Below are 21163 nucleotides of genomic sequence, written 5' to 3' on the forward strand. Positions count from 1 at the left end.
CCCGGCAGGCGTCGCTGTAAGAGAGGGACCGTCCGGAGGGCGCTAGCCCGGGGCCAGGAGCGGTTCGCGACCAGCGAAACCACGCCGGGCGGGCAAGGTCAAGCGTCGGCGGCTATCCCAGGGTCCACTCGACGGTCACGGACAGCACCGCGACGATGGCGAGCAGGAAGGGAATCTCGTTGGTCATGCGCCAGAACCGCCCGGAGCGGGTCGAGGTCCCGGCGTGAATACGCTTGAGTTCTCCGGCGAGGAAGCCGTGCCAGCCGCTGAGAATGACGACCGCGATCAGCTTGGTCGCCATCCACGGCAGCAGGATGAAGCCCCAGCCCTGGCCGAAGCCATGGGCGTGGACGAGGATCATCCAGACGCCGAAGATCCAGGCCGCGGTCATCGCAGGGTTGATGATGATCTTGAGCAGGCGGCGTTGCCATAGCCGCAGCAGCCCCTGCATCTCGGAGCGCAGCGGTTCCGCCTTGCCGGTCTGTTCTACGTCGTAGGCGTAAAGGCGGGGCAGAAAGAGCATGCCGGCCATCCAGGCGATCACCGCCAGGATGTGCAGGCCGCGCACGACGTTGAAGACCTCGTAGCTCATCCCGACCGGTTCTCCGCCTGGCAGGGACAGGCCTTCCAGTCCCCGCGGCACCCGGGACCATAGGGAGCGACCCCGGTGCGGGACAAGGCGTGCAGCGAGGCGTCGGCGAGTGCGGCTATGAAGGGCGCCGAGGTCCCGACCGCCGGAGCCCTGAGGTAGGGGACAACGCCCAGCTCGTGAGCCAGCTCACCGTATTCGATGTCGAGCTCGACCAGGGTTTCGACGTGCTCGGAGACGAAGGCGATCGGTACGACCACCGCCCCGACCCTGTCGGCCGCTGCTTGCTCCAACGCCTCCGGGGTCGACGGCCCGAGCCATTTCATCGGTCCGACCCGGCTCTGGTAGCAGAGGGCGTGATCGACCGTCCGGCCCATGGCCTCGAGCTTCGCCACGACGGCGGCGACGGTGCTCTCGACCTGCTCCTGGTAGGGATCGCCCTTGCGGCTGACGAGGGACTCCGGGATGCCGTGGGCGGAGAACAGTACGCGCACCGGACGGTCGCCGGCCTCGTCCAGCATCGTCGCGATGGCCGCGGCCTGGGCCTCGATCCAGCCGTGGGCTTCGGGCCAGCAGCACACCGTGCGGCTCTCGCCGGACCCCGCGTAGACGGCGCTCCAGCGCTTAAGCGAGGACTGGCTGGTGGTGGTGGAGAACTGCGGATACAGCGGCAGAAGGACGATCTCTTCCGGACCGAAGGCGGCCACCTCGAGAGCGGTCTCCTCCGTCAGCGGCGACCAGTAGCGCATGGCGATGAAGACCCGCACCTCGTCGTCGGGCAGCCGCGGCGCCAAGGTCGCCTCGAGGGCCGCCGCCTGCTTCCGGGTCTCGGGCAGCAAGGGCGAGCCGCCGCCCATCAGGGCGTAGTTGGCCCGGGCGGATTTCTCGCGCCGACTGGAGATCAGCCGCGCCAGCGGCGTCCGGACCACGCCGGGGAGGCCGATGATGGCCGGATCGTTGAACAGATTGAACAGGAAGGGCTTCACCGACGCCTGGTCATCGGGCCCGCCGAGATTGAACAGGACCACGGCGATGCGGCGACCGGTGAGCGTCTTCATTGGGCGCCGATCCGCTTCAGGACCTGCTCGACATGGGCGATGGGCACGTCCGGCAGGATGCCGTGGCCGAGGTTGAAGATCCACGGCCCCTGCCCCCAGGCCTCCAGCAACTGATCCACCCTCCGGTCCAGAAGCGGGCCGCCGGCGCGCAGCAACAACGGATCGAGCGCGCCCTGGATGGGCTTCAGGGCCTGAACCCGGCGACCCACGGCCAGCGGGCAGGCGGTGTCCAGCGCCACGGCCTGAACGTCGCATTCGGCCGCATAGCGTTCCGCCAAGGCGGCCGACCCACGCGGAAAGCCGATCAGGGGGACGGTTACGCCCAGTTCCCGAACCCGTTTCACCAGCGCCTGATGCGGCTTCAGGACCAGGCTTTCGAACAGGTCGTCCGGCAGGCCTTCGGCCCAACTCTCGAAGATTTTCAGCACCTGGGCGCCGGCGTCGGCCTGCATCTTCAGATAATGCGCCGTGGCCTCGACGAGCACCTCGAGCAGGGCCGCCACCCTGTCCGGCTCGGCATAGGCGTAGGTCCGCGCCTGGGCCCGCTCGCCCTTGCCGATGGTCCGGGCTTCGCCGTCCAGCATATAGGTCGCGACCGTCCAGGGCGCGCCGGCGAACCCGATCACGGTCCGATGCGGCTCCAACTCGCGGCGCACGATCGACAGGGTCCGGCCCACCGAGTTCAGGGCTTCGCCCGCCCCGGAGGCCAAGGTCTGCATCGCTTCCACCGACGGCAGGGCGCCAAGGCGCGGTCCCTCCCCCGCCTCGAACCAGACGTCCTGACCCAGGGCCCGGGGGATCAGCAGGATGTCGGCGAAGACGATGGCGGCGTCGAACCCGTAGCGCCGCATGGGCTGCAGGGTGGCCTCGGCCGCCTTCTCGGGATCGAGGCAGAAGGAGATGAAGTCCGGGGTGGTCGCCCTGAGCGCCCGGTATTCCGGCAGATGACGCCCGGCCTGACGCATGAACCAGACCGCCGGTCGCGCCGTCGCCTCGCCGGCGAGAACCTTGAGCAGCAGGGGTGTGTCTGGGGCGATCATCTGATCGGGGCTTACCGGGGGGCGGGGTCACGCTCAAGCCCGGGCCGATGTCGCACCCTCCAATCCTTCAATGAAAGAGATTCGAAAAGACTGGAGGAAGGAAGCAGGGCCGGGGATCACGGGGATAAGACCACCGACAGAAGAGCGGGCAGCCAGTTTTCCGCAGGCGACCGGAGGGTCATCCCCGCCCGTTCATCGGGCTGGTGATAGCGGGGAAAAATCCTAACGAGACCTTAACCGGCGGGCCCTGGGGCGGCGCCGGGCCCGCTCGGCGACCCGGCGCCGTTAAGACTCTGTTAAGACTGTCCACATCCAGACCGGATGTCACGCGGGACCATGGGACAAGACGACGGATTGGCTGGATCGTCATCCACCTTGATCCCCGCTCGCCGCTTTCGACGCGCCCCGCTATAGAGATCGGCGCCCCGGTCAGGGTGATCGGCGCCCGGCCCCGTCCACAGGAGTCTCGCCGCCATGGACAGATCCGACCGAGCCGTCCCCATGGAGTCCGCGGCATGAGCCCGGCCCGGCCCGCCGGCCTGACGCGTCTGGCGACCTATTTCCACGTCCATCTGGTCTCGGATTCGACCGGTGAGACCCTGAACGCCATGGCCAAGGCGGTTGTGGCCCGTTTCGACGGCGTGATCCCGATCGAGCACATCTACGCCCTCGTCCGTTCGGCGAAACAGATGGATCGGGTGCTGGAGGAGATCGCGGCGTCGCCCGGCGTGGTGCTGCACACGCTTGTGGACCGCGACCTGCGGGAACAGCTTGAGGAGGGCTGCCGGCGCGTTGACATGCCGCAGATCGCGGCGCTCGATCCGCTGGTCGGGGCCCTGTCGCGCTATCTCGGCGCGGCCCTGTCGACAAGGGTGGGGGCCCAGCACGCGCTGGACACCGACTATTTCAACCGCATCGCAGCGCTCGACTATGCCATGGCCCACGACGACGGACAGGGCACGACCGAGCAGCTGGAGGGCGCCGACGTGGTGCTGTGCGGGGTGAGCCGGACCTCGAAGACCCCGACCTGCATCTACCTGGCCCACCGCGGCATCCGCGCCGCCAATGTGCCTCTGGTGCCCGGTCAGGAAGACGGCGAGCGGTTGGTCGGGCTGAAGAACCCGCTGGTCATCGGCCTCACGGTCTCGCCAGATCGTCTGGTGCAGATCCGCCGCAACCGGATGGACGGGCTCAACGCCGGCCGCGCCTCGACCTATACCGACCACGAGGCGGTGCGCGAGGAGACGGTCAAGGCGCGCCGGGCCTTCGAGCGCCGCGGCTGGCCGGTCATCGACGTGACCCGGCGTTCGGTCGAGGAGACGGCGGCGGCGATCATCAATGTGCTGAACGAGCGCCGCACCCATCGTGTGGGGACCAGCTGGTGAGCGGCGAACGGCTCATTCTGGCGTCAAGGAGCGCGGCCCGGCGGGCGATGCTGGAGGGCGCCGGCGTCCCGTTCTCCGTTCAGATCGCCGATGTCGACGAGGACGCGGTCAAGGCCCATCACGATCCGGCCGACTCGGCGGGGCTGGCGGTCGAGCTGGCGCGGATCAAGGCGCTGGCGGTGTCGCGGCACGATCCCGAGGCCTGGGTGCTGGGCGCGGACCAGACCCTGGCCTTCGACGGGGGGCTGGTGTCGAAGGCCGGTTCGCTGGATGAGGCGGCGGCGCGGCTGCAGACCATGCGCGGGCGAAGCCACCAGTTGCATTCGGGAGCGGCTTTGGCCCGCAACGGCCAGGTCGTCTGGTCCGGGGTCGATACGGCGACGATGCGTATGCGCGATTTCACAGACGCCTTCCTCGAGGCCTATCTCGCCGCGGAGGGCGAGGCGCTGCTGAGCTCGGTCGGATTCTACCGGCTGGAGGGGATGGGCTCGCAGCTGTTCGAGGCGGTCGACGGCGACTATTTCACCGTCCTCGGCCTGCCGTTATGGCCCGTCTTGGCAGAGCTGCGCCGGACCGGGGTGCTGACGACATGACCGTCGTCGCGGGGGTTGCGGGCCAGCCGATCGCGCATTCTCTCAGCCCTTTGATCCACTCGGCCTGGATCGCGGCGGCGGGGCTGGACGCCGACTACCGCGCGTTCGGGCCGGACGACGAAGCCGGCTTTGCAGCGTTGGTCGCCGAGGGTCGGGCGGAAGGACTGCGTGGCCTGAACGTCACGGCGCCGTTCAAGGCCGCGGCCCTGGCGCTGGCTGACGAGGTCAGCGCGACGGCGCGGCTGTGCGGCTCTGCCAATCTGCTGGTGCTCGACGGCGGCCGGGTTCGCGCCGACAGCACCGACGGCGAGGGCCTGATGGCCGCGCTGGAGGACCAGGCGCCGGGGCTCGAGGTGACGGACCGGCCGGTGCTGGTGCTCGGCGCGGGCGGCGCGGCGCGGGCGGCGGCGGCGGCGCTGAAGGCGGCGGGGGCGCACGTGGCGGTGCTCAACCGGACGGCGGAGCGGGCGGAGCGGCTCGCCGCTGATCTCGGCGTCCGGGCCGCGGGGCCGGAGGCGGTGGCGACGGCGGCTCTGGTGGTCAATGCGCTGAGCGTTCCGCCGCACATCGACGCGGCGTCGCTGCGGGGCGACGCTGTGTTGATGGACATGACCTATCGTCCGCTGCTGACGCCCTTTCTCGCCGCGGGACGGGCGCGGGGGCTGACGACCGTGGACGGCCTGGCCATGCTGATCGGCCAGGCGCGACCGTCCTTCAGGGCCTTCTTCGGGCTTGAACCGCCGGAGGTCGACGTGCGCCGGCTCGCGCTCGAAGCGCTGGGAGAGACGGCATGATCGTGCTCGGCCTGACCGGCTCCATCGGCATGGGCAAGACGACGACGGCGCGGATGTTCGCCGATGAGGGCGCGCTGGTGTGGAACGCCGACGAGGCGGTGCACCGCCTCTACGCCGAGGGCGGAGCGGCGGTCGGGCCGGTCGGCGAAGCCTTTCCGGGGGTGGTGGTCGACGGTGCCGTGGACCGCATCCGCCTGGCGGGAGCCTTGGGGCAGGACGAGGCGGCGTTCCGGCGACTGGAGGCGATCGTGCATCCGCTGGTCATGCAGGGGCGGCTCGAGGATCTGGTCGAGGCCGAGCGGCGCGGCGTGCGGCTGGCGGTGCTGGACATCCCCCTGCTGTTCGAGACCGGCGGCGACGCCACCGTGGACGCCGTGGTGGTGGTCACCGCCGACCCGGACGTGCAGGCCAAGCGGGTGCTGGCCCGGCCGGGCATGACCCGCGAGCGGTTCGAGGCCGTTCTGGCGCGGCAGACGCCCGACGTCGAGAAGCGCCGACGGGCCGACTTCATTGTCGACACCGGTCACGGGCTGGAGGCGGCGCGGGCCCGGGTGCGAGAAATCGTGGGGACGGTTCTGGCCCCGGCGTGGACTTCGCCGCGGCGCGGGGTTTCGCCCGGCGACGAACCGATTCAATAAGAGCCATGGCCCGCGAAATCGTTCTCGACACCGAAACCACCGGCTTCGACCCGAAGACCGGCGACCGGCTGATCGAGGTCGGCTGTATCGAGATCGAGGACCTGCTGCCGACCGGGCGAACCTTCCACACCCTGGTCTATCCCGAGCGGCTGATCCCGCCGGACGCCATCCGGGTGCACGGCATCACCGACGAGAAGGTGCGTGGCGCGCCCCGCTTCCACGAGGTGGTGCAGGACCTGATGGACTTCATCGGAGACGCGCCGGTGATCGCCCACAACGCCGCCTTCGACCGCTCGTTTATCGATCACGAATGCGGTCTGTGCAGCCACCCGCTGATCGAGGAGACGCGCTGGATCGACACGCTGAAACTGGCGCAGACGCGGTTTCCCGGCATGGCCAATTCGCTCGACGCCCTGTGCAAGCGGTTCAAGATCAGCCTGGTCGAACGGACGCTGCACGGGGCCCTGATCGACGCCCGGCTGCTGGCCGAAGTCTATCTGGAGCTCAAGGGCGGCAAGGAGCGGCGGCTGGACCTGTCGTCGTCCCGCACGACGACGGCCCAGGTCGTCGCGGCGACGTCGGGCGGCTATGGCGAGCGGCCCCGGCCGCTGGCGCCGCGCTCGACCGAGACCGAACGGGCGGCGCATCTGGCCTTCTTGCGCGAGACCCTCAAGGATCGCTCGTTGTGGGTGGCCTACGGGCTGGACGTCGAGGCGGCCTGAACCGCCCTCGAGCCTCCGGTATCAGGCCTGGGCGCTCTCGGCCGGGCCGCGCGCGACCTGCTGCTGACGCGACATGTAGATGCCGGCGAAGTCGATCGGGTCGAGCATGAAGGGCGGGTAGAAGCCGCCGTCCGAGGTGGCGCGGGCGATGATCTCGCGGGCGAACGGGAAGAGGTAGCGCGGGCACTCGATCAGCAGCAGCGGCTCGATGTCCTGTTCGGCGACGCCGGAGAGGGCGAACAAGCCGCCGTAGAGCAGTTCGACGTTGAACACGGTCATGGCGTCGGTCGAGGCCTTGACGGTCAGGCGCAGCTCGACTTCGAACAGGCCGTCCTTGCGGCCCTGGGCGTTCATCTCGACGCCGAGGTCGATGGCCGGCTTGGTGTCGATGCGCAGCGAGTCCGGCGCCTTGGGGTTCTCGAACGACAGGTCGCGGACGTACTGGGCGAGGATGCGGAAGCCGGGGCCGGCGGCTTCGCCGTTCTGGCCGGCGGCCGGATCGGCGGTTTTGGCGTCGGCGGGCGGGGCGGCGTCGGTCATGGCGATCGGTCTTGTCTGGAATGGCGTTGGGGGCGCGGCGGTCCGGCCCGGAAGGCGCGGCGACTAGCATGCACCGCCGGTTGCGGCAACGACGCTCGCCCAAGGGGCCGTGGACCGCGGTGGGCGATCCGCCGCAGGCGGGGCGGGGCTGCCTTCGCCTTGCGCGCCCCCATATCAGCCCCTAATCGTCCATTCATCGCGCCCCGCGTTCTTCGGGCGCCAGTCAGGGAACGCCCGTGCCGGACCAGGTTCTGATCGTCATCTCCGCGGTGATCGCGGCCATCGTGCTGTTCCAGCTCTACAATATGCTGGGCAAGAAGGTCGGGCGGCAGCCCGAGGAAGACGCTCGCGCCCAGCCTGCCGCGGCCGCGCCGGCCGCGGACGGCGGCGCCGGCCGGCCCAATGCCCTGGACGCGGTGACCCTGGCCTCCATCGCCGGCCTCCGGGCCCGGGACCCCAATTTCGATCCGGTCCGCTTCCTCGAGGGCGCGCGTCAGGCCCACGAGACCATCGTTCGGGCCTATGCCGCGGGCGACCGCGAGACGCTCAAGCCGCTGCTCACCCCGCACGTCATGGCCTCGTTCGAGAGCGGCATCGCCGCCCGCGAGGCGCGGGGCGAGACCGAGGAGGCCGAGTTCCTGCATCCCGCCCGGGCCGATCTGGAGACGGCCACCGCCGAGGAGAACCGCGCCGTGGCCAAGGTCCGCTTCCTCGCCGAGCTGCGCAACCGGGTGAAGCCCGCCGATGCGTCGGCCGAGGAGCAGGTCGAGGAACGCCGGGTGGCCGAGGTCTGGACCTTCGAACGGACGCTGGGCGCCAGCGATCCCAACTGGCTGCTGGCCCGCACCGAACCCGCCTCCGCCTGATGACCGGGCGCCGCGCCGGGGTTGTCGGTCCGGTTCTGGCCCTCGGCCTGTTCGTCGCCGGCTGCGCCACCGCGCCGGCCCCCGCGTCTCCGCCCCCCGCCCCGACCGCTGCTGCTCCCGCTCCCGGTCCCGTGTCGCCGCCGAGCCTTCCCGCGCCGGTTCCGCCGGCCGGGACCAGCCCCGCGGCCCTGCCCGGCTGGGACCAGGAAAATCATCTCGCGGCCTTCGACGCCTGGGTGGACGGCTGCCGCCCGGCCCGCGATCCGGCGGCGCGAGTCCAGTGCGAGCGCGCCCTGACCCTCCGCCGCACCTCAAGACCGGTGACGCCGTCGATGGCGCGGACCTTTTTCGAGAGCGGCTTCTCGGTGGTCGCAGCGGAGACGGCGGACGGCGGCCCCGGCCTGCTGACCGCCTATTTCGCGCCGGAGTATCCGGCGCGCCGCGCCCCGGATGCGGAGTTCGACATGCCGGTGCTGGCCCCGCCCGCCGGCTGGACGCGCGGCCAGGTCCTGCCCGAACGGGCCGAGATCGAGGCGACGCCCCCGGTGGCGCCGCTGGCCTGGATGCGGGCCGAGGATCTGTTCTTCATGCAGATCCAGGGGTCGGGCTATCTGACCTTTGCCGACGGGACAAAGGCGCGGGCCGCCTACGCCGCCGACAACGGACGGCCGTTCACCGGCATCGCCCGGCCGATGGCGGAGCGGGGCCTGCTGCCGCCGAACGGGACCTCGGGCGAGGCCATCCGGGCCTGGCTGGCGGCGCACCGGGGGCCGGCGGCGCGCGAGGTGATGGCCCTGAACCGGCGCTACATCTTCTTCAGGCTCGACCCGGACGACGGCGGCGATCCGAACGGCGCGGCGGGCATCCCCCTGCCCGCCCGCCGCGCCATCGCCGTCGACCCGGCCCACTGGCGCTACGGCGACCTCGTCTGGATCCACGCCGACGGCGGCAATCTGAGGGGGGCCCGGGGCAGCTATCAGGGTCTGGTGGTGGCGCTGGACACCGGCTCGGCCATTCGCGGGCCGGTGCGGGCCGACCTCTACATGGGCCGGGGCGCGGCGGCGGGCGAGGAGGCCGGCGCCGTGCGTCATCCGCTGCGGATGTGGCGGCTGGTTCCGCGCGGCGACTGATCGAATTGTCAAAGACCCGAACGCACGGGTGATCGTCCTCCGGGGCGCGGGCCGCGGAAGGTGGGGAGGGCGCGGGACAGCCGGGCCTCGCCCGGTTGGGATGTGAATACCGTTTCGACGAGACAGACTGTCCCGCGCGGTCGTTATCCACGCGCCCTCCGGCTGGCGGCCCTGTCATTCGAGCCTTGCCGGATCACCGCCGCCGCCATTGCTGACTTCGACGCGGGGCGGACATGACGGCATGTTGCTGACGTCAGCAGCCCGCTTCCATTAGCGCGCGGCGAGCAAGCGGGCAGGATCCATCCCTGCCCGACGAGGACCCCCGGACTCTCCGTCGCCCGGGCTTCATCGCTCGACCACAGCCCGCCGCCATCGAGAACGTGGATCCGACGCCCTCCCCACCGACGGGATGCCCCTATCCTAAACCCCCTCCGCCCTCAGGCGGGTTCAGGACGCTCGATCACGAACCGGGAGCAAGGAAAACAACGGGTTGGGAGATTTCGATAGGCGGATTGCACATTAACTTGCAGCGCAGCAATTGCCGTTGAGATGAACAAACCGGCGTCGAGCGGCGCGGAACTCCCGGACAGGAGCGGCGCTCTTGCCTTGGCTGGCGGCGTCGCGATTCAAGGCCGATTGACGCCGCCTCCGCGGGGCTTGACCATATGCCGATGAAAGCGCCGATCAGCCTGCCGACCTCGACCGTGGGCCGAAACGCCCTGGTGACCATCGCCGTCGTGGCGACGGGGGCCGCCGTGTTCTGGCTGCGGGACATCCTCACGCCGCTCGCCATGGCCATCTTCCTGCTGATCATGATCGACGGGGTGAAGCGGTTCATCGAGGACCGGACGCCGGTGCCGTCGCATCTGGCCGGGGCGGCGGCGCTGATCCTCGTCATCCTCGGCTTCTTCGCCTCCATCGGCATCGTGGTCTACGGCGCCGCCGGCTTCTTCGACGAGTCGACCGGCGTGGTGGCGCGGATCGGTCCCCGGTTGGACCAGATCCTCGTCGACATCTACCGGATCGCCGGCATGACCGACGAGCCGCCGACGGTCAGCGACCTGATCGCCCGGATCGACGTCGGCAGCTATCTGGCGATGGTCGCGCGCCAGGCCCAGGGCGTGGTCACCGGATCGATCTTCGTGCTGATCTATCTCGGCTTCCTGCTGGCCTCCCAAGCGGGATTCCGGCGCAAGCTGGTCGGCATGTTCCCCGACCGCGCGGCGCGGGGCGAGGCGCAGGAGGTGTTCCAGCGGGTCCGTGGCGGCGTCGAGGGCTATCTGTGGGTTCAGACGGTGACCGGCGTCCTGATCTGCGCCTTCGCCTGGGTGCTGATGCGGGCGGTCGGCCTGCCCAACGCCGAGTTCTGGACCTTCATCATCTTTATCGTCGGCTTCATCCCGGTGCTGGGCGGAGCCGTGGCGGGGCTGGCGCCGCCGCTGTTCGCCCTGGTCCAGTTCGAGACCTACTGGCAGGCGGTGGTTCTGCTGATCGGGCTACAGGCCATTTTGTTCATCAGCGGCAACCTGATCCAGCCGCGCATGCAGGGCGACAACCAGAACATCGATCCGGTGGTGGTGCTGCTGGCCCTCGCCTTCTGGGGCAAGGTCTGGGGGGTGGTGGGCATGTTCCTGTCGACCCCGCTGGCGGTGATGGCCATGGCCATTCTGGCGGAGTTCCGGGGGTCGCGCTGGATGGCCATCCTGCTGTCCGGCGACGGCGAGCCCTACGCCGAGGAGGAGGGCCCCGCCAAGCCCGGGAAGAACCGCGTCAACCCGCCGCAGGCCAAGGCCGATTGACCCCGTTCCGGCGCCCTTGATTGGCCACAACCCGCGCCTATCTCAGCCCTGTCGCCGCGGTCCCCCTCCCCCCAAGACCGCGGCGCCCAGATCGGCGCCTTCCCTCCCCCTCCTGGGCGCCGGTCCGACAGGCCGCCGGATGAAAGTCCGGCGGCCTTGTCGTATGCGCCGGGCCCCGGGCTGCCTGTTGCGAGAATGACACGATTTTCGGGAGGAGTTGCCCCAGCGCCACAAACCAACGTTCGGATCCGGAACGGGGCCGGGCGCGTCCCGTTGCTGCGGCCGGGGAGGGGGCTACCCGCAGTTTCAAGGACGTTATTTCAATGCTGAAGACCGTATCCGCCGCCTCCCTGGCGCTTCTGTTCACCGGCGTCGCCGCGCCCGCCCTGGCCCAATCCGTTCCCGACTGGTCGGGCCCCTACGTCGGCGTGTTCGGCGGCTACACCCAGCCGCGCGACGACAGGAACGAGACCCTGGTGTTCGATCGCGATCTCGACGGCCAGTACGACGACACCGTCAGGACGTCGGGCGGGAACGACGCCTTCACCCGCTATTGCGCCGACCAGATCAGCGGCGGCGCCAAGCCGTGCGACTCCGACGGCTCGGGCGTCGAGGGCGGCGTCAAGCTGGGCTATGACATGCAGTTCGGCCGCTGGGTCGTCGGCGCGGTCGGCGAAGTGGCCGGCTCCGACGCCGAGGACAGCGTCACCGGCTTCAGCTCGACCCCGGCCTATTACAGCTTCACCCGCAACCTCGATCACACGGCCGCCCTGCGCGCCCGCGTCGGCTATGCGGCGGGCCCGGCCCTGATCTACGCCACCGGCGGCGTCGCCTACGGCAAGGTCGAGAACAGCTTCGTCACCGACAACTCCGCCAACAGCTTCACCGTGACGGCGGACGAGGACGACGCCGACGGTTACCAGTTCGGCGGCGGCGTCGAGTGGCGGCTGGCCCCGAACCTGACCTTCACGAGCGAGTACATCTACTCGGACCTCGAGACGGGCGAGTACAACATCCGCGTCGCCAACAACGGCACGACGCCGGCGACCAACCCGTTCATCCTGGCCCCGAACACCACGGGCACGGACATGACCCGCTCGGGCGACTCGTTCAAAACCCACGCCTTCCGGCTGGGCATGAACGTCCGCTTCTAAAACGAAGCCGCCATCCGCGGATGGTCGAGGAAGCCGGTCCCGAAGGGGGCCGGCTTTCTTCGTTTGGGGCTTCCCGCCGCTCTCCCGCTGGCCTAGTGGAGCCGGGGTCAGGCAGTCGGCTTGCCGAAGTGGCGAAGCGGCCTAGTCTGGCGATGTTTTCCCCGGCGGCCGGTCAACGGCCGCGTCCGCAAGCGAGCCCTTCATGCCCGGCGCCTCCGCCCCCACGGTTCCTCAGGCCATCAGTCTGGAGGCGCTGGAGGCGAGCTTCAAAACCGCGGTGGGCGGCGCGTGGAGCGAGGCGGCGCGCTCCTATCTCGCCCAGGCTCATGACGACTATGTCGCCGACGAGACGCCGCAACTGGGCGGCATGGATCTGGCCTGTCTGCTGGCCTCGGTGTGGAAGTCGGCGGTGGGGCGCAAGCCGGGCGAGGCCGCCCGGATCACCCTGGGGCCCGTGACCGGCGCCGACGGCCGCGCCTCGGGCTACGACGCCATCGCCATCATCCAGGACGACCGGCCCTTCCTCGTCGACAGCGTCATGGGCGAACTGGCGGAGGCGGGCGTCACGGTGCGCTCGATGTTCCACCCGATCGTGGAGCTGGAGGGGGTGCGCACCTCGCTGATCGTCGTGGTCATCGATCCGGCCCCGCAGGAGCGGCGCGATGCGCTCGGCGAAAGCCTGGCCGCGACCATGGCCGACGTGCGCGCGGCGGTTTCGGATCACGCGGCGATGAATGCGCTGATGGCCCGATCGATCGCGCATCTGGAGGCCGGGGTCGCGGGCGTCGACCCGGACGTGCTGGCCGAGAACCTGGCCTTCCTGCGCTGGCTGGAGGCGGATCATTTCGTCTTCCTCGGCGCGCGCGACTACGACTATCCGCGCACCAGCGACGGCGGTTACGAGGCTGAGGCCCCGCTGTCGCAGTCGGGCGCCGGGTTGGGGGTGCTGGTCGATCCGGACCGGACGGTGCTGCGTCGGGCCAATGAGCCGGCGGTGCTGACCAAGTCGATGAAGCGCCAGCTGAACCTGTCCGAGCCGGTCACGGTGGCCAAGGCCAACGCCCGTTCGAAGGTCCATCGCCGGGCCTATATGGACTATATCGGCGTCAAGCGGTTCGGGGCGGACGGCAAGCCATCGGGCGAGACCCGCTTCGTCGGCCTGTTCACCGCCGAGGCCTATGACAAGACCGCCAATGAGGTGCCGCTGCTGCGCCGCAAGGTGTCCAACGCCTTGAAGCGGGCCGACAAGGTGGAAGGGTCGCACAGCCACAAACGGCTGAAGAACATCCTCGAGAATTACCCGCGCGACGAGCTGTTCCAGATCGGCGAGGACGAGCTGCTCGAGATCGCCCTGGGCATATTGCACCTGCATGACCGGCCGCGGATCAAGAGCTTCACGCGCAAGGACCCGTTCGACCGCTTCGTCTCGGTGCTGACCTTCATTCCGCGCGAGCGCTTCAACCCGGCCGTCCGTGAACGGATCGGGCGGATTCTCGCCAACGCCTGGGGCGGACGGCTGTCGGCCTGGTATCCGCAGCTCTCCGACCAGCCGCTGGTGCGCATCCACTACATCATCGGGGTGACGCCGGGCGATCATCCGTGCCCGGATCCGGTCGCGCTCGACATGGAGATCGCCGAGGCCGGGCGGGGCTGGGTCGACCGTTTCGAGAGCGCCCTGCGCGCCGCCGAGGTCGACGACGTCCAGATCGGCTCGCTCAGCGGCCGCTGGGCCTGGGCCTTCGGGGCCGGCTACCGCGACCGCTACGACGCCGACGAGGCGGTGCGGGACCTGCAGTCCGCCGACCGGCTGAACGCCTCGGGCCTCAACGACGGCGGCGACCCGGTGGCCGTGCGGGCCTTCCGGGACGCGCGCGACGGGCCGCTGAATTTCCGCTTCAAACTCTATCGCCGGGGCGCGGCGGTGCCGCTGTCGGACGTGCTGCCGATCCTCGCCGACATGGGACTGAAGACGCTGGAGGAGTGGGGCAACGCCCTGACGCCGCTGGGCGGGCCGAAGATCCACGTTCACGAGTTCCTGCTCGAGGACCCGCGCGGCGGCGACCTGCATTTCGACGACGTGCGAGAGCCGTTCGAGGACGCCTTCGCCGCGGTGTGGACGGGCCGCACCGAGAGCGACGGCTTCAACCGGCTGGTCATCGAACTGGGCGTCGGCTGGCGCGAGGCGGCCCTGGTGCGCACCCTCGCCCGCTATCGCCAGCAGACCGGGCTCGATCCGAGCCAGGCGGTGCAGGAAGAGGCGCTGCGCGACTATCCGGCCGTGGCGCGCGGCCTGCTGTCGCTGTTCCACGCCAAGTTCGATCCGGCGGACGGGGGCGACCCGCTGTCCCGCGAGCCGGCCGTCCGGGAGCAGTTCCACAAGCTGATCGCCCTGCTGCGGGACGTGAAGAGCCTCGACCACGACCGGGCCCTGCGGCGCCTCGCCCTGCTGATCCAGGCGATCAAGCGGACCAACTATTTCCAGACCGGCCCCGATGGCGAGCCGAAGCCGCATATCTCGATCAAGATCGCCTCGCGCGAGCTGGACGACGTGCCGCTGCCCAAGCCGTTCCGCGAGATCTTCGTCTGGGCGCCGCACGTCGAGGGCGTGCACCTGCGCTTCGGCCCGGTGGCGCGCGGCGGGCTGCGCTGGTCGGACCGGCGCGACGACTTCCGCACCGAGGTGCTGGGCCTGGTGAAGGCGCAGCAGGTCAAGAACGCGGTGATCGTGCCGGTCGGGTCCAAGGGCGGCTTCTTCCCCAAATGCCTGACGGAGATCGTTCGCGCCGGGGGCGACCGCGACGCCCAGGTGGCCGAGGCGATCCGCGCCTACAAGACCTTCCTGTCGGGTCTGCTGGACATCACCGACAACATCGCCGCCGACGGATCGGTGATCCATCCGGACGCGGTGGTGATCTGGGAGGGCGACGACCCCTATCTGGTCGTGGCCGCCGACAAGGGCACGGCGACCTTCTCGGACATCGCCAACGGCATCTCGGCCGACTACGGCTTCTGGCTGGACGACGCCTTCGCCTCGGGCGGGTCGGTCGGCTACGATCACAAGGTCATGGGCATCACCGCCCGCGGCGCCTGGGAGGCGGTCAAGCGCCACTTCCGCGAGATGGGCAAGGACATCCAGACCGAGCCCTTCACCGTCGTCGGCGTCGGCGACATGTCGGGCGACGTGTTCGGCAACGGCATGCTGCTGTCGAAGGCCATCAAACTGGTCGCCGCCTTCGATCACCGCGACATCTTCATCGATCCGAACCCGGACCCGGCGACCAGCTGGGTCGAGCGTGAGCGGATGTTCGCCCTGCCGCGCTCGTCCTGGCAGGACTACGATACGTCGAAGATTTCGAAGGGCGGAGGCGTGTTCTCGCGCTCGGCCAAGTCGATCGCCCTGTCGCCCGAGATCAAGGCCGCGCTGGACATCGAGGCGGACGCCCTGGATCCGGCCGCCCTGATGAAGGCCATCCTGCTGGCCCCGGCCGAACTGCTCTATTTCGGCGGCATCGGCACCTATGTGAAGGCGGCCCACGAAACCGACGCCCAGGTCGGCGACAAGGCCAATGACGCGATCCGGGTCGACGGCGTCGAGGTGCGCGCCAAGGTCATCGGCGAGGGCGCGAACCTGGGCATGACCCAGGCCGGCCGCATCGGCTTCGCGCGCAACGGCGGCCGCATCAACACCGACGCCATCGACAATTCGGCGGGCGTCGACTCCTCGGACCACGAGGTCAATATCAAGATCCTGACCGGGGCGGCGATCGCCTCCGGGGCCTTGAAGGCGGACAAGCGCAACGCCCTGCTGGCCTCGATGACCGACGAGGTCGGGTTGAAGGTGCTGGCCCACAACTACGACCAGACCCTGGCGATCAGCCTGCAGGAGGCGGAGGGCGCGGCGGCGCTGGATTCGCAGCAGCGCTTCATGCAGTGGCTGGGCGGCAAGGGTAAGCTGGACCGCAAGGTCGAGGGCCTGCCCGACGATCTCAAACTGGCCGAGATGAAGGCGGCCGGACAGGGGCTGACCCGGCCGGAGCTGGCCGTGCTGACCGCCTATTCGAAGATCGAACTGTTCGACGACGTGGTCGCCTCGACCGCGCCGGACGATCCGTTCTTCCACCGCACCCTGGTGCGCTACTTCCCGGAGCCGCTGGCCAGGTTCGAGGCCGACATGGAGCGGCACCGGCTGAAGCGCGAGATCATCTCGACGGTGCTGTCGAACGAGATCGTCAACATGTGCGGCCCGACCTTCCCCGAGCGGCTGCGGCTGTCGGCGCAGTGCGACACCTCGGCCATGGTCATCGCCTTCGAGGCGGCGCGGCAGGTGTTCAGGCTGGACGAGGCCTGGGACCAGGTTTCGGCGCTGGACCTCAAGATTTCGGCCGACGCCCAGATCGCCCTCTATCGCGAGATCTCGACCGTGTTGCGCCGCCAGACGTTCTGGCTGGCCCGCCGCGCCACGCGGGACGGCGCCTCGGTCGACGGGCTGATCGCGGCCTATCGTCCCGCGGCCGACGCCCTGCGCGCCGCCGGCGGATCGGTGCTGTCGCGGTTCGAACAGGCCGGGCTGCAGGCGCGTATCGCCACCTTCGCCGGCTATGGCGCGCCGGACGCCATGGCGCGCGACCTCGCCATGCTGCGGCCGCTGGTGGCCACGGCGGATATCGGCGACCTGGCGCGCGAGGCGGGCTGGCCCGAGCCGGCCATGGCCACCCTGTACCACCAGGTCGGGGCGGCGTTCGATTTCGACCGGCTGCGGGCGGCGGCGGGGGCGGTGCCCTCGGCGGACCATTTCGACCGTCTGGCCGTGCGTCGGATGATCGAGGATCTGATGAACGAGCAACTGGCCCTGACCCGGGCCGTGGCCCGGTCGGCGGACGCCTCGGTCGGGGCCAGCGAACTGCTGTCCGAGAAGGCGGTCGACCGCTGGATCGGACCGCGCCAGGCGATCGTCGAGGGCGTCCGCGCCTCGGTCGACGAGATCGAGGCTTCCGGGTCGGGCTGGACCTTCGCCAAGCTGACCATCGCCAATGCGGTGATCCGCGAGATCGCGTCCTCAGCAGGCTGAGGACGCGCTCTTGCCTGGGCCGCGGTCGTCGGCCCTTCGGGACCTGACTGCTGCGCGCCGCCCTTCGGGTCCCGACCCGACGCGGCCTGGCGCTTCGCGCGGGCGGTCGTGATCTGCTAGCGTGCCGAGGAGTGGGAGAGGGCCGCCGATGCCGCGGAAGTTTCTGGTCGTCGTCGACGACAGTCCCGAGTTCGAGGCGGCGCTGCTCTATGCGGCGCGGCGGGCGCGCTCGACCGGGGGCCGGGTGGTCATGCTGCGGATCATCCCGCCGGCGGCGTCGGACGCCCACTGGGCCGGGGTGCGCGAGGAGATCGAGCGCCAGACCCGGGCCGAGGCCGAGGCCACGCTGAACAAATGGGCCGGCGACGCGGCGGAACGGTCGGGCTCGACCCCCATGCTGCTGATCGAGCGCGGCGAGCCGCAGAACTGTATCCGCAAGGTCGTCGGCGAGGACCCGGACATCAAGATTCTCGTGCTCGCGGCGGGCTCCGCGGCGCCGGGGCCGCTGGTGGCGGCGGTGGTCAAACAGGGCGCGGCCTTCACGGGGCGGAAGCTGCCGGTGACCATCGTGCCGGGCGAACTGACCGAGAAAGAGATCGAGGACCTGGCGTAGCGCCGGGAGGGCGCTGACGCTCGCGCCGCGGGCGCTCGCTGCTTGAGCGCGGGGGTTCTCCCTCCCCTTCAGGGGAGGGTCGTCGATGCGGAGCATCGGCGGGGTGGGGGCGTCACCGCGAAACGGACGACGGCGCTCGTGTCGCCGAGCCCTCCCCACCCGGTCGCTGCGCGACCACCCTCCCCGGGGCGGGGAGGGAGACGTGCAGACCTTGAACCCGCCGTCCGCCGGGCGCACTTACCGGCCATGTTTATCCAGACCGAACCGACGCCGAATCCGAACGTGCTGAAATTCCTGCCCGGACGGGAGGTCTCGGCCGATCCGCGCGAGTTCCGCACCATCGACGAGGCCACGGCGTCGCCGCTGGCCGAGGGGCTGTTCCAGCTCGAGGGCGTGGCGGGGGTGTTCTACGGGGCCGACTACATCTCGGTGACGCGCGATCCGGCGGGTCCCGACTGGCCGCAGATGAAGGCGCCGATCCTGGCGGCGATCATGGATCATTTCGTCTCGGGCGCGCCGCTGCTGCCTGGCGGGGCCGTCGAGGGAGGCGACCCGGAGGGCGAGGACAGCGAGATCGTGGCCGAGATCAAACAGCTGCTGGACAGCCGGGTGCGACCGGCCGTGGCCCAGGACGGCGGCGACATCCTGTTCGATTCGTTCGATCTGGAAACCGGGGTGCTGAGCCTGCGCATGCGCGGCGCATGCGCCGGCTGCCCGTCGTCGTCGGCGACCCTGAAGGCCGGGGTCGAGCAGATGATGCGCCACTATGTGCCGGAAGTGACGCGGGTCGAGCAGGTCATTTAAGTGGCGCTATCGCTCGCCGCGCGGCGGCTCGCTGCTTGAGCGCGGGTTTTGCGCGCTATAGCTCGCGACGCGGTCACTCGCTTCCTGATCGCGCCTGAAACAAATCCGTCCTCGCTTCGGGCGGCGGAACCCGTCATCATCGCCCCATGCCCCGGTTCGAAAGCGACAGCGACGCCCGGCGCCTCGGCGAGGCGCTCGCCGCCCTGCGCCAGGAGGCGGGATTGAGCCAGGCCGCGGCGGGCGAACGGGTCGGCATGACCAGCCAGGGCTGGGGACTGTATGAATCCGGCAAGCGTCCCGGCCTGTTCCGGCCCGACGTGCAGCGGCGGCTGACCACGGCGCTCGGCGCCTCGCCCGAAGCGCTGGCGCTGAAGCTGGGCGCGCCTGCGCCGCCGCCGCCCGAGCCGGCCGCATCGGGCGTGGAGAACCGGGGGCGGGCGTTCGCGGGACCGTCGGCGGCGACGCGGCGGCTGCAGCTGTCCAACGACGATCTGGCGCCGTGGGCCGCCTCGGGCGTGGTGCTGGAGTATGAGCCGGGGCGCTGGCCGCGGCGGGGTCAGGGCTGCGTCATCGAAATGGCCGACGGGGAACTGCGGGTTCGTCTCTACGAGCACGCCGACGCCGAGGCCCTGACGGTGCGCGGGTTACGGGGCGGCGAGGAACGGATCGAGCGGTCGGCGACGCGGCAGGTGTCGGCGGTGACAGCCCGGCTGGATGTCTAGATGAAACGAAACGGTTGCAGGAACCCGGTTTCCATGAAACTGTCTGGTTGCAGGCAGGAGGAGCGGCGCCATGGCCAGGGTCGGGGAACCGGAGAGGGTGGACGCCTTCGTGGGCGCGCGGATCAGCCTGCGCCGCTCGGCGCTCGGCCTGTCGCAGACGGCGCTGGCGCAGCAGATCGGCATCAGCTTCCAGCAGGTGCAGAAATACGAGACGGGGCAGAACCGCATCTCGGCCTCGCGGCTGCACCGGGTGGCGACGGTGCTGGCCACCTCGGTCGAGGCCTTCTTTCCGCCGGTCGAGACGGCGCGCGGGCCGGGCGACGCCGGCTGGGAGGCGCTGGGGCATATCGCCGCCACGCCGGACGGCCGTTCGGTGGCGGCGGCCTGGCCGCTGATCGAGGACCGGGAGGTGCGCAAGGCGCTGGCGCGGGTGGTGCGGGCCCTGGCCCGGCGCGACTGACCGCCCGCCGCGCCGGGGCGGCGTCATGAGGGTGCTGGTCGTCGATACGGCGCTGGGCCTGTGCAGCGCCGGGGTGTTCGAGGTCGAGGCCGGCGCCGGCGGCGTGGCGCGGCCGCTGGGCCTGCGCTCGGAAGCCATGACCCGCGGCCATCAGGAGCGGCTGGCGGGCATGGCGCGCGACGCCGTGGCCGAGGCCGGGGGCTTCGCCGGGATCGACCGGATCGGCGTGACGGTCGGGCCGGGGTCGTTCACCGGCCTGCGGGTCGGGCTGGCCTTCGCCCAGGGGCTGGGGGCCGCGCTCGGCGTACCGGTGGTGGGGGTTTCGACGCTGGACGCCCTGGCGGCGTCGGTCGATGGCGAGGGGCCGACGGCAGCCCTGATCGATGCGCGGCGGGGGCAGGTCTACGCCCGATTCTGGCGGCTCGGCGTTCCCGAGGGGCCGGCCGAGGCCCTGTCGATCGAGGCGGCGCGGGCGCGGGTCCTGGCGCTCGGTTCTGATGTCCGGCTGGTCGGGTCCGGGGCTGGGCTGGTGACGGAGCATGCCGCGGCGACGGGGCTCGACGGCCCCGCGCCCGAGGCGCTGGCGCGGCTGACGGCGGCGGCCGATCCGGCAATGAGCCCGCCCCGCCCCCTCTATCTGCGGGCGCCCGACGCCACCCCGCCCAGCCGTCTTCCGGGGCAGCCGCGGCCGCAGACGCCATGACGGGCGGCGACCCGGGCGGGGACACGGGCCGGGACCAAACGGAGCGGGCCGCGCGGTTCGCGGCGATCCACGCCGAGGCCTTCGCGGGGCCGAATGAGGCGGCGTGGAGCGAAGCCGCCTTCGCCGACCTGCTCGCGCAGGCGGGTGTCTTCGCCCTCGACAGCGCCGACGGCTTCATCCTGATGCGGGCCGCAGCCGACGAGGCGGAGATCCTGACGCTGGCGGTGCGGCCGGGCGCGCGGCGGGGCGGCCAGGGGACGCGGCTGGTCGGCGACGGCGTGCTGGCGGCGGCGGCGCGCGGGGCCGCGCGGGTCTTCCTCGAGGTGGCGGAGGATAACGCCGCGGCGCGGGCGCTCTACGCCCGGGCGGGGTTCGCGGAGGCCGGCCGGCGTCCCGCCTATTACGCCGGCGCCGACGGGGGACGGCGCGACGCCCTGATTCTGGTTCTCAACTTGCCGGGCACGCTTCCCTAGGGCGTCGGGCCC

The 21163-nt window shown here is 70.7% G+C and carries 20 protein-coding genes; 16 read left to right on the forward strand and 4 right to left on the reverse strand.

Translation table 11 applies throughout. From position 1 onward, the window contains the following. Positions 1-112: 112 nt before the first annotated feature. The 3 genes from HNQ67_RS05990 to hemE are packed head-to-tail and all read right to left on the reverse strand — an operon-like array spanning position 113 to position 2687. On the reverse strand, positions 113-592 hold the full coding sequence (locus tag HNQ67_RS05990; RefSeq protein ID WP_183253377.1) for a CopD family protein: 480 nt from the start codon (positions 590-592) through the stop codon (positions 113-115). Then, on the reverse strand, positions 589-1647 hold the full coding sequence (gene hemH / locus HNQ67_RS05995) for a ferrochelatase (RefSeq protein ID WP_183253379.1): 1059 nt from the start codon (positions 1645-1647) through the stop codon (positions 589-591). Before hemH ends, HNQ67_RS05990 begins: the two co-directional genes overlap by 4 nt. Then, a complete protein-coding gene (hemE, locus tag HNQ67_RS06000; RefSeq protein ID WP_183253381.1) occupies positions 1644-2687 on the reverse strand; it encodes a uroporphyrinogen decarboxylase in 1044 nt (347 codons plus the stop codon). Before hemE ends, hemH begins: the two co-directional genes overlap by 4 nt. Positions 2688-3202: 515 nt before the next feature. Here hemE and HNQ67_RS06005 point away from each other — a divergent pair. Genes HNQ67_RS06005 through dnaQ form a run of 5 tightly spaced genes read left to right on the forward strand, consistent with a single transcriptional unit; the run spans position 3203 to position 6819 of the window. Further along, positions 3203-4072, forward strand: coding sequence for a pyruvate, water dikinase regulatory protein (locus HNQ67_RS06005; protein ID WP_183253383.1), 870 nt, complete (start codon positions 3203-3205; stop codon positions 4070-4072). Then, on the forward strand, positions 4069-4665 hold the full coding sequence (locus HNQ67_RS06010; protein WP_343054834.1) for a Maf family protein: 597 nt from the start codon (positions 4069-4071) through the stop codon (positions 4663-4665). Before HNQ67_RS06005 ends, HNQ67_RS06010 begins: the two co-directional genes overlap by 4 nt. Beyond that, the gene (locus tag HNQ67_RS06015) at positions 4662-5459 is read left to right on the forward strand and encodes a shikimate dehydrogenase family protein (protein ID WP_183253385.1); all 798 of its coding nucleotides are present in this window, start codon (positions 4662-4664) and stop codon (positions 5457-5459) included. The genes HNQ67_RS06010 and HNQ67_RS06015 overlap by 4 nt, the downstream gene beginning before the upstream one ends. Next, complete coding sequence (gene coaE, locus HNQ67_RS06020) at positions 5456-6097, forward strand: dephospho-CoA kinase (RefSeq protein ID WP_183253387.1); 642 nt, start codon at positions 5456-5458, stop codon at positions 6095-6097. The genes HNQ67_RS06015 and coaE overlap by 4 nt, the downstream gene beginning before the upstream one ends. Positions 6098-6102: 5 nt before the next feature. Beyond that, positions 6103-6819, forward strand: coding sequence for a DNA polymerase III subunit epsilon (dnaQ, locus tag HNQ67_RS06025; RefSeq protein WP_183253389.1), 717 nt, complete (start codon positions 6103-6105; stop codon positions 6817-6819). Between the two features lie 21 nt (positions 6820-6840). On the opposite strand, the gene secB is transcribed toward dnaQ, so the two are convergent. Then, on the reverse strand, positions 6841-7359 hold the full coding sequence (gene secB / locus HNQ67_RS06030; protein ID WP_183253391.1) for a protein-export chaperone SecB: 519 nt from the start codon (positions 7357-7359) through the stop codon (positions 6841-6843). Between the two features lie 236 nt (positions 7360-7595). On the opposite strand from secB, the gene timA reads away from it, so the two are divergent. The 11 genes from timA (at position 7596) to HNQ67_RS06085 (ending at position 21151) form a co-directional block, all read left to right on the forward strand. Continuing rightward, the gene (gene timA, locus HNQ67_RS06035) at positions 7596-8225 is read left to right on the forward strand and encodes a TIM44-related membrane protein TimA (protein ID WP_183253393.1); all 630 of its coding nucleotides are present in this window, start codon (positions 7596-7598) and stop codon (positions 8223-8225) included. Further along, positions 8225-9355, forward strand: coding sequence for an MltA domain-containing protein (locus tag HNQ67_RS06040; RefSeq protein ID WP_183253395.1), 1131 nt, complete (start codon positions 8225-8227; stop codon positions 9353-9355). The genes timA and HNQ67_RS06040 overlap by 1 nt, the downstream gene beginning before the upstream one ends. Before the next feature lie 671 nt (positions 9356-10026). Then, on the forward strand, positions 10027-11154 hold the full coding sequence (locus HNQ67_RS06045) for an AI-2E family transporter (protein ID WP_183253397.1): 1128 nt from the start codon (positions 10027-10029) through the stop codon (positions 11152-11154). A 323-nt stretch (positions 11155-11477) separates the two neighbouring features. Beyond that, positions 11478-12308 (forward strand): outer membrane protein, encoded by an 831-nt coding sequence (locus HNQ67_RS06050; RefSeq protein ID WP_183253400.1) that lies wholly within the window; start codon positions 11478-11480, stop codon positions 12306-12308. Positions 12309-12510: 202 nt separating this feature from the next. Further along, entirely contained in the window at positions 12511-17376 is a 4866-nt protein-coding gene (locus tag HNQ67_RS06055) for an NAD-glutamate dehydrogenase (RefSeq protein ID WP_183253402.1), read from the forward strand. 148 nt (positions 17377-17524) lie between these two features. Next, positions 17525-17989, forward strand: a complete 465-nt coding sequence (locus HNQ67_RS06060) for a universal stress protein (protein ID WP_183253404.1) — start codon at positions 17525-17527, stop codon at positions 17987-17989. Positions 17990-18235: 246 nt separating this feature from the next. Then, positions 18236-18793, forward strand: a complete 558-nt coding sequence (locus HNQ67_RS06065; protein WP_183253406.1) for a NifU family protein — start codon at positions 18236-18238, stop codon at positions 18791-18793. A 146-nt stretch (positions 18794-18939) separates the two neighbouring features. Further along, a complete protein-coding gene (locus HNQ67_RS06070) occupies positions 18940-19515 on the forward strand; it encodes a helix-turn-helix domain-containing protein (RefSeq protein ID WP_183253408.1) in 576 nt (191 codons plus the stop codon). Positions 19516-19585: 70 nt separating this feature from the next. Next, positions 19586-19975, forward strand: coding sequence for a helix-turn-helix domain-containing protein (locus tag HNQ67_RS06075; RefSeq protein WP_183253410.1), 390 nt, complete (start codon positions 19586-19588; stop codon positions 19973-19975). Between the two features lie 25 nt (positions 19976-20000). After that, positions 20001-20678, forward strand: a complete 678-nt coding sequence (gene tsaB, locus HNQ67_RS06080) for a tRNA (adenosine(37)-N6)-threonylcarbamoyltransferase complex dimerization subunit type 1 TsaB (protein WP_183253412.1) — start codon at positions 20001-20003, stop codon at positions 20676-20678. Continuing rightward, positions 20675-21151 (forward strand): GNAT family N-acetyltransferase, encoded by a 477-nt coding sequence (locus HNQ67_RS06085; protein WP_183253414.1) that lies wholly within the window; start codon positions 20675-20677, stop codon positions 21149-21151. The genes tsaB and HNQ67_RS06085 overlap by 4 nt, the downstream gene beginning before the upstream one ends. The last annotated feature ends 12 nt before the right edge of the window (positions 21152-21163 follow it).

This window comes from Brevundimonas basaltis (assembly GCF_014202075.1).
In the GTDB taxonomy this organism is placed as follows: domain Bacteria; phylum Pseudomonadota; class Alphaproteobacteria; order Caulobacterales; family Caulobacteraceae; genus Brevundimonas; species Brevundimonas basaltis.

Coding starts and splice junctions, on each gene's coding strand:
- HNQ67_RS05990 (WP_183253377.1), bottom strand. CDS start 592: ATGAGCTACGAGGTCTTCAACGTCGTGCGCGGCCTGCACATCCTGGCG.
- hemH (WP_183253379.1), bottom strand. CDS start 1,647: ATGAAGACGCTCACCGGTCGCCGCATCGCCGTGGTCCTGTTCAATCTC.
- hemE (WP_183253381.1), bottom strand. CDS start 2,687: ATGATCGCCCCAGACACACCCCTGCTGCTCAAGGTTCTCGCCGGCGAG.
- HNQ67_RS06005 (WP_183253383.1), top strand. CDS start 3,203: ATGAGCCCGGCCCGGCCCGCCGGCCTGACGCGTCTGGCGACCTATTTC.
- HNQ67_RS06015 (WP_183253385.1), top strand. CDS start 4,662: ATGACCGTCGTCGCGGGGGTTGCGGGCCAGCCGATCGCGCATTCTCTC.
- coaE (WP_183253387.1), top strand. CDS start 5,456: ATGATCGTGCTCGGCCTGACCGGCTCCATCGGCATGGGCAAGACGACG.
- dnaQ (WP_183253389.1), top strand. CDS start 6,103: ATGGCCCGCGAAATCGTTCTCGACACCGAAACCACCGGCTTCGACCCG.
- secB (WP_183253391.1), bottom strand. CDS start 7,359: ATGACCGACGCCGCCCCGCCCGCCGACGCCAAAACCGCCGATCCGGCC.
- HNQ67_RS06040 (WP_183253395.1), top strand. CDS start 8,225: ATGACCGGGCGCCGCGCCGGGGTTGTCGGTCCGGTTCTGGCCCTCGGC.
- HNQ67_RS06045 (WP_183253397.1), top strand. CDS start 10,027: ATGAAAGCGCCGATCAGCCTGCCGACCTCGACCGTGGGCCGAAACGCC.
- HNQ67_RS06050 (WP_183253400.1), top strand. CDS start 11,478: ATGCTGAAGACCGTATCCGCCGCCTCCCTGGCGCTTCTGTTCACCGGC.
- HNQ67_RS06055 (WP_183253402.1), top strand. CDS start 12,511: ATGCCCGGCGCCTCCGCCCCCACGGTTCCTCAGGCCATCAGTCTGGAG.
- HNQ67_RS06060 (WP_183253404.1), top strand. CDS start 17,525: ATGCCGCGGAAGTTTCTGGTCGTCGTCGACGACAGTCCCGAGTTCGAG.
- HNQ67_RS06065 (WP_183253406.1), top strand. CDS start 18,236: ATGTTTATCCAGACCGAACCGACGCCGAATCCGAACGTGCTGAAATTC.
- HNQ67_RS06070 (WP_183253408.1), top strand. CDS start 18,940: ATGCCCCGGTTCGAAAGCGACAGCGACGCCCGGCGCCTCGGCGAGGCG.
- HNQ67_RS06075 (WP_183253410.1), top strand. CDS start 19,586: ATGGCCAGGGTCGGGGAACCGGAGAGGGTGGACGCCTTCGTGGGCGCG.
- tsaB (WP_183253412.1), top strand. CDS start 20,001: ATGAGGGTGCTGGTCGTCGATACGGCGCTGGGCCTGTGCAGCGCCGGG.
- HNQ67_RS06085 (WP_183253414.1), top strand. CDS start 20,675: ATGACGGGCGGCGACCCGGGCGGGGACACGGGCCGGGACCAAACGGAG.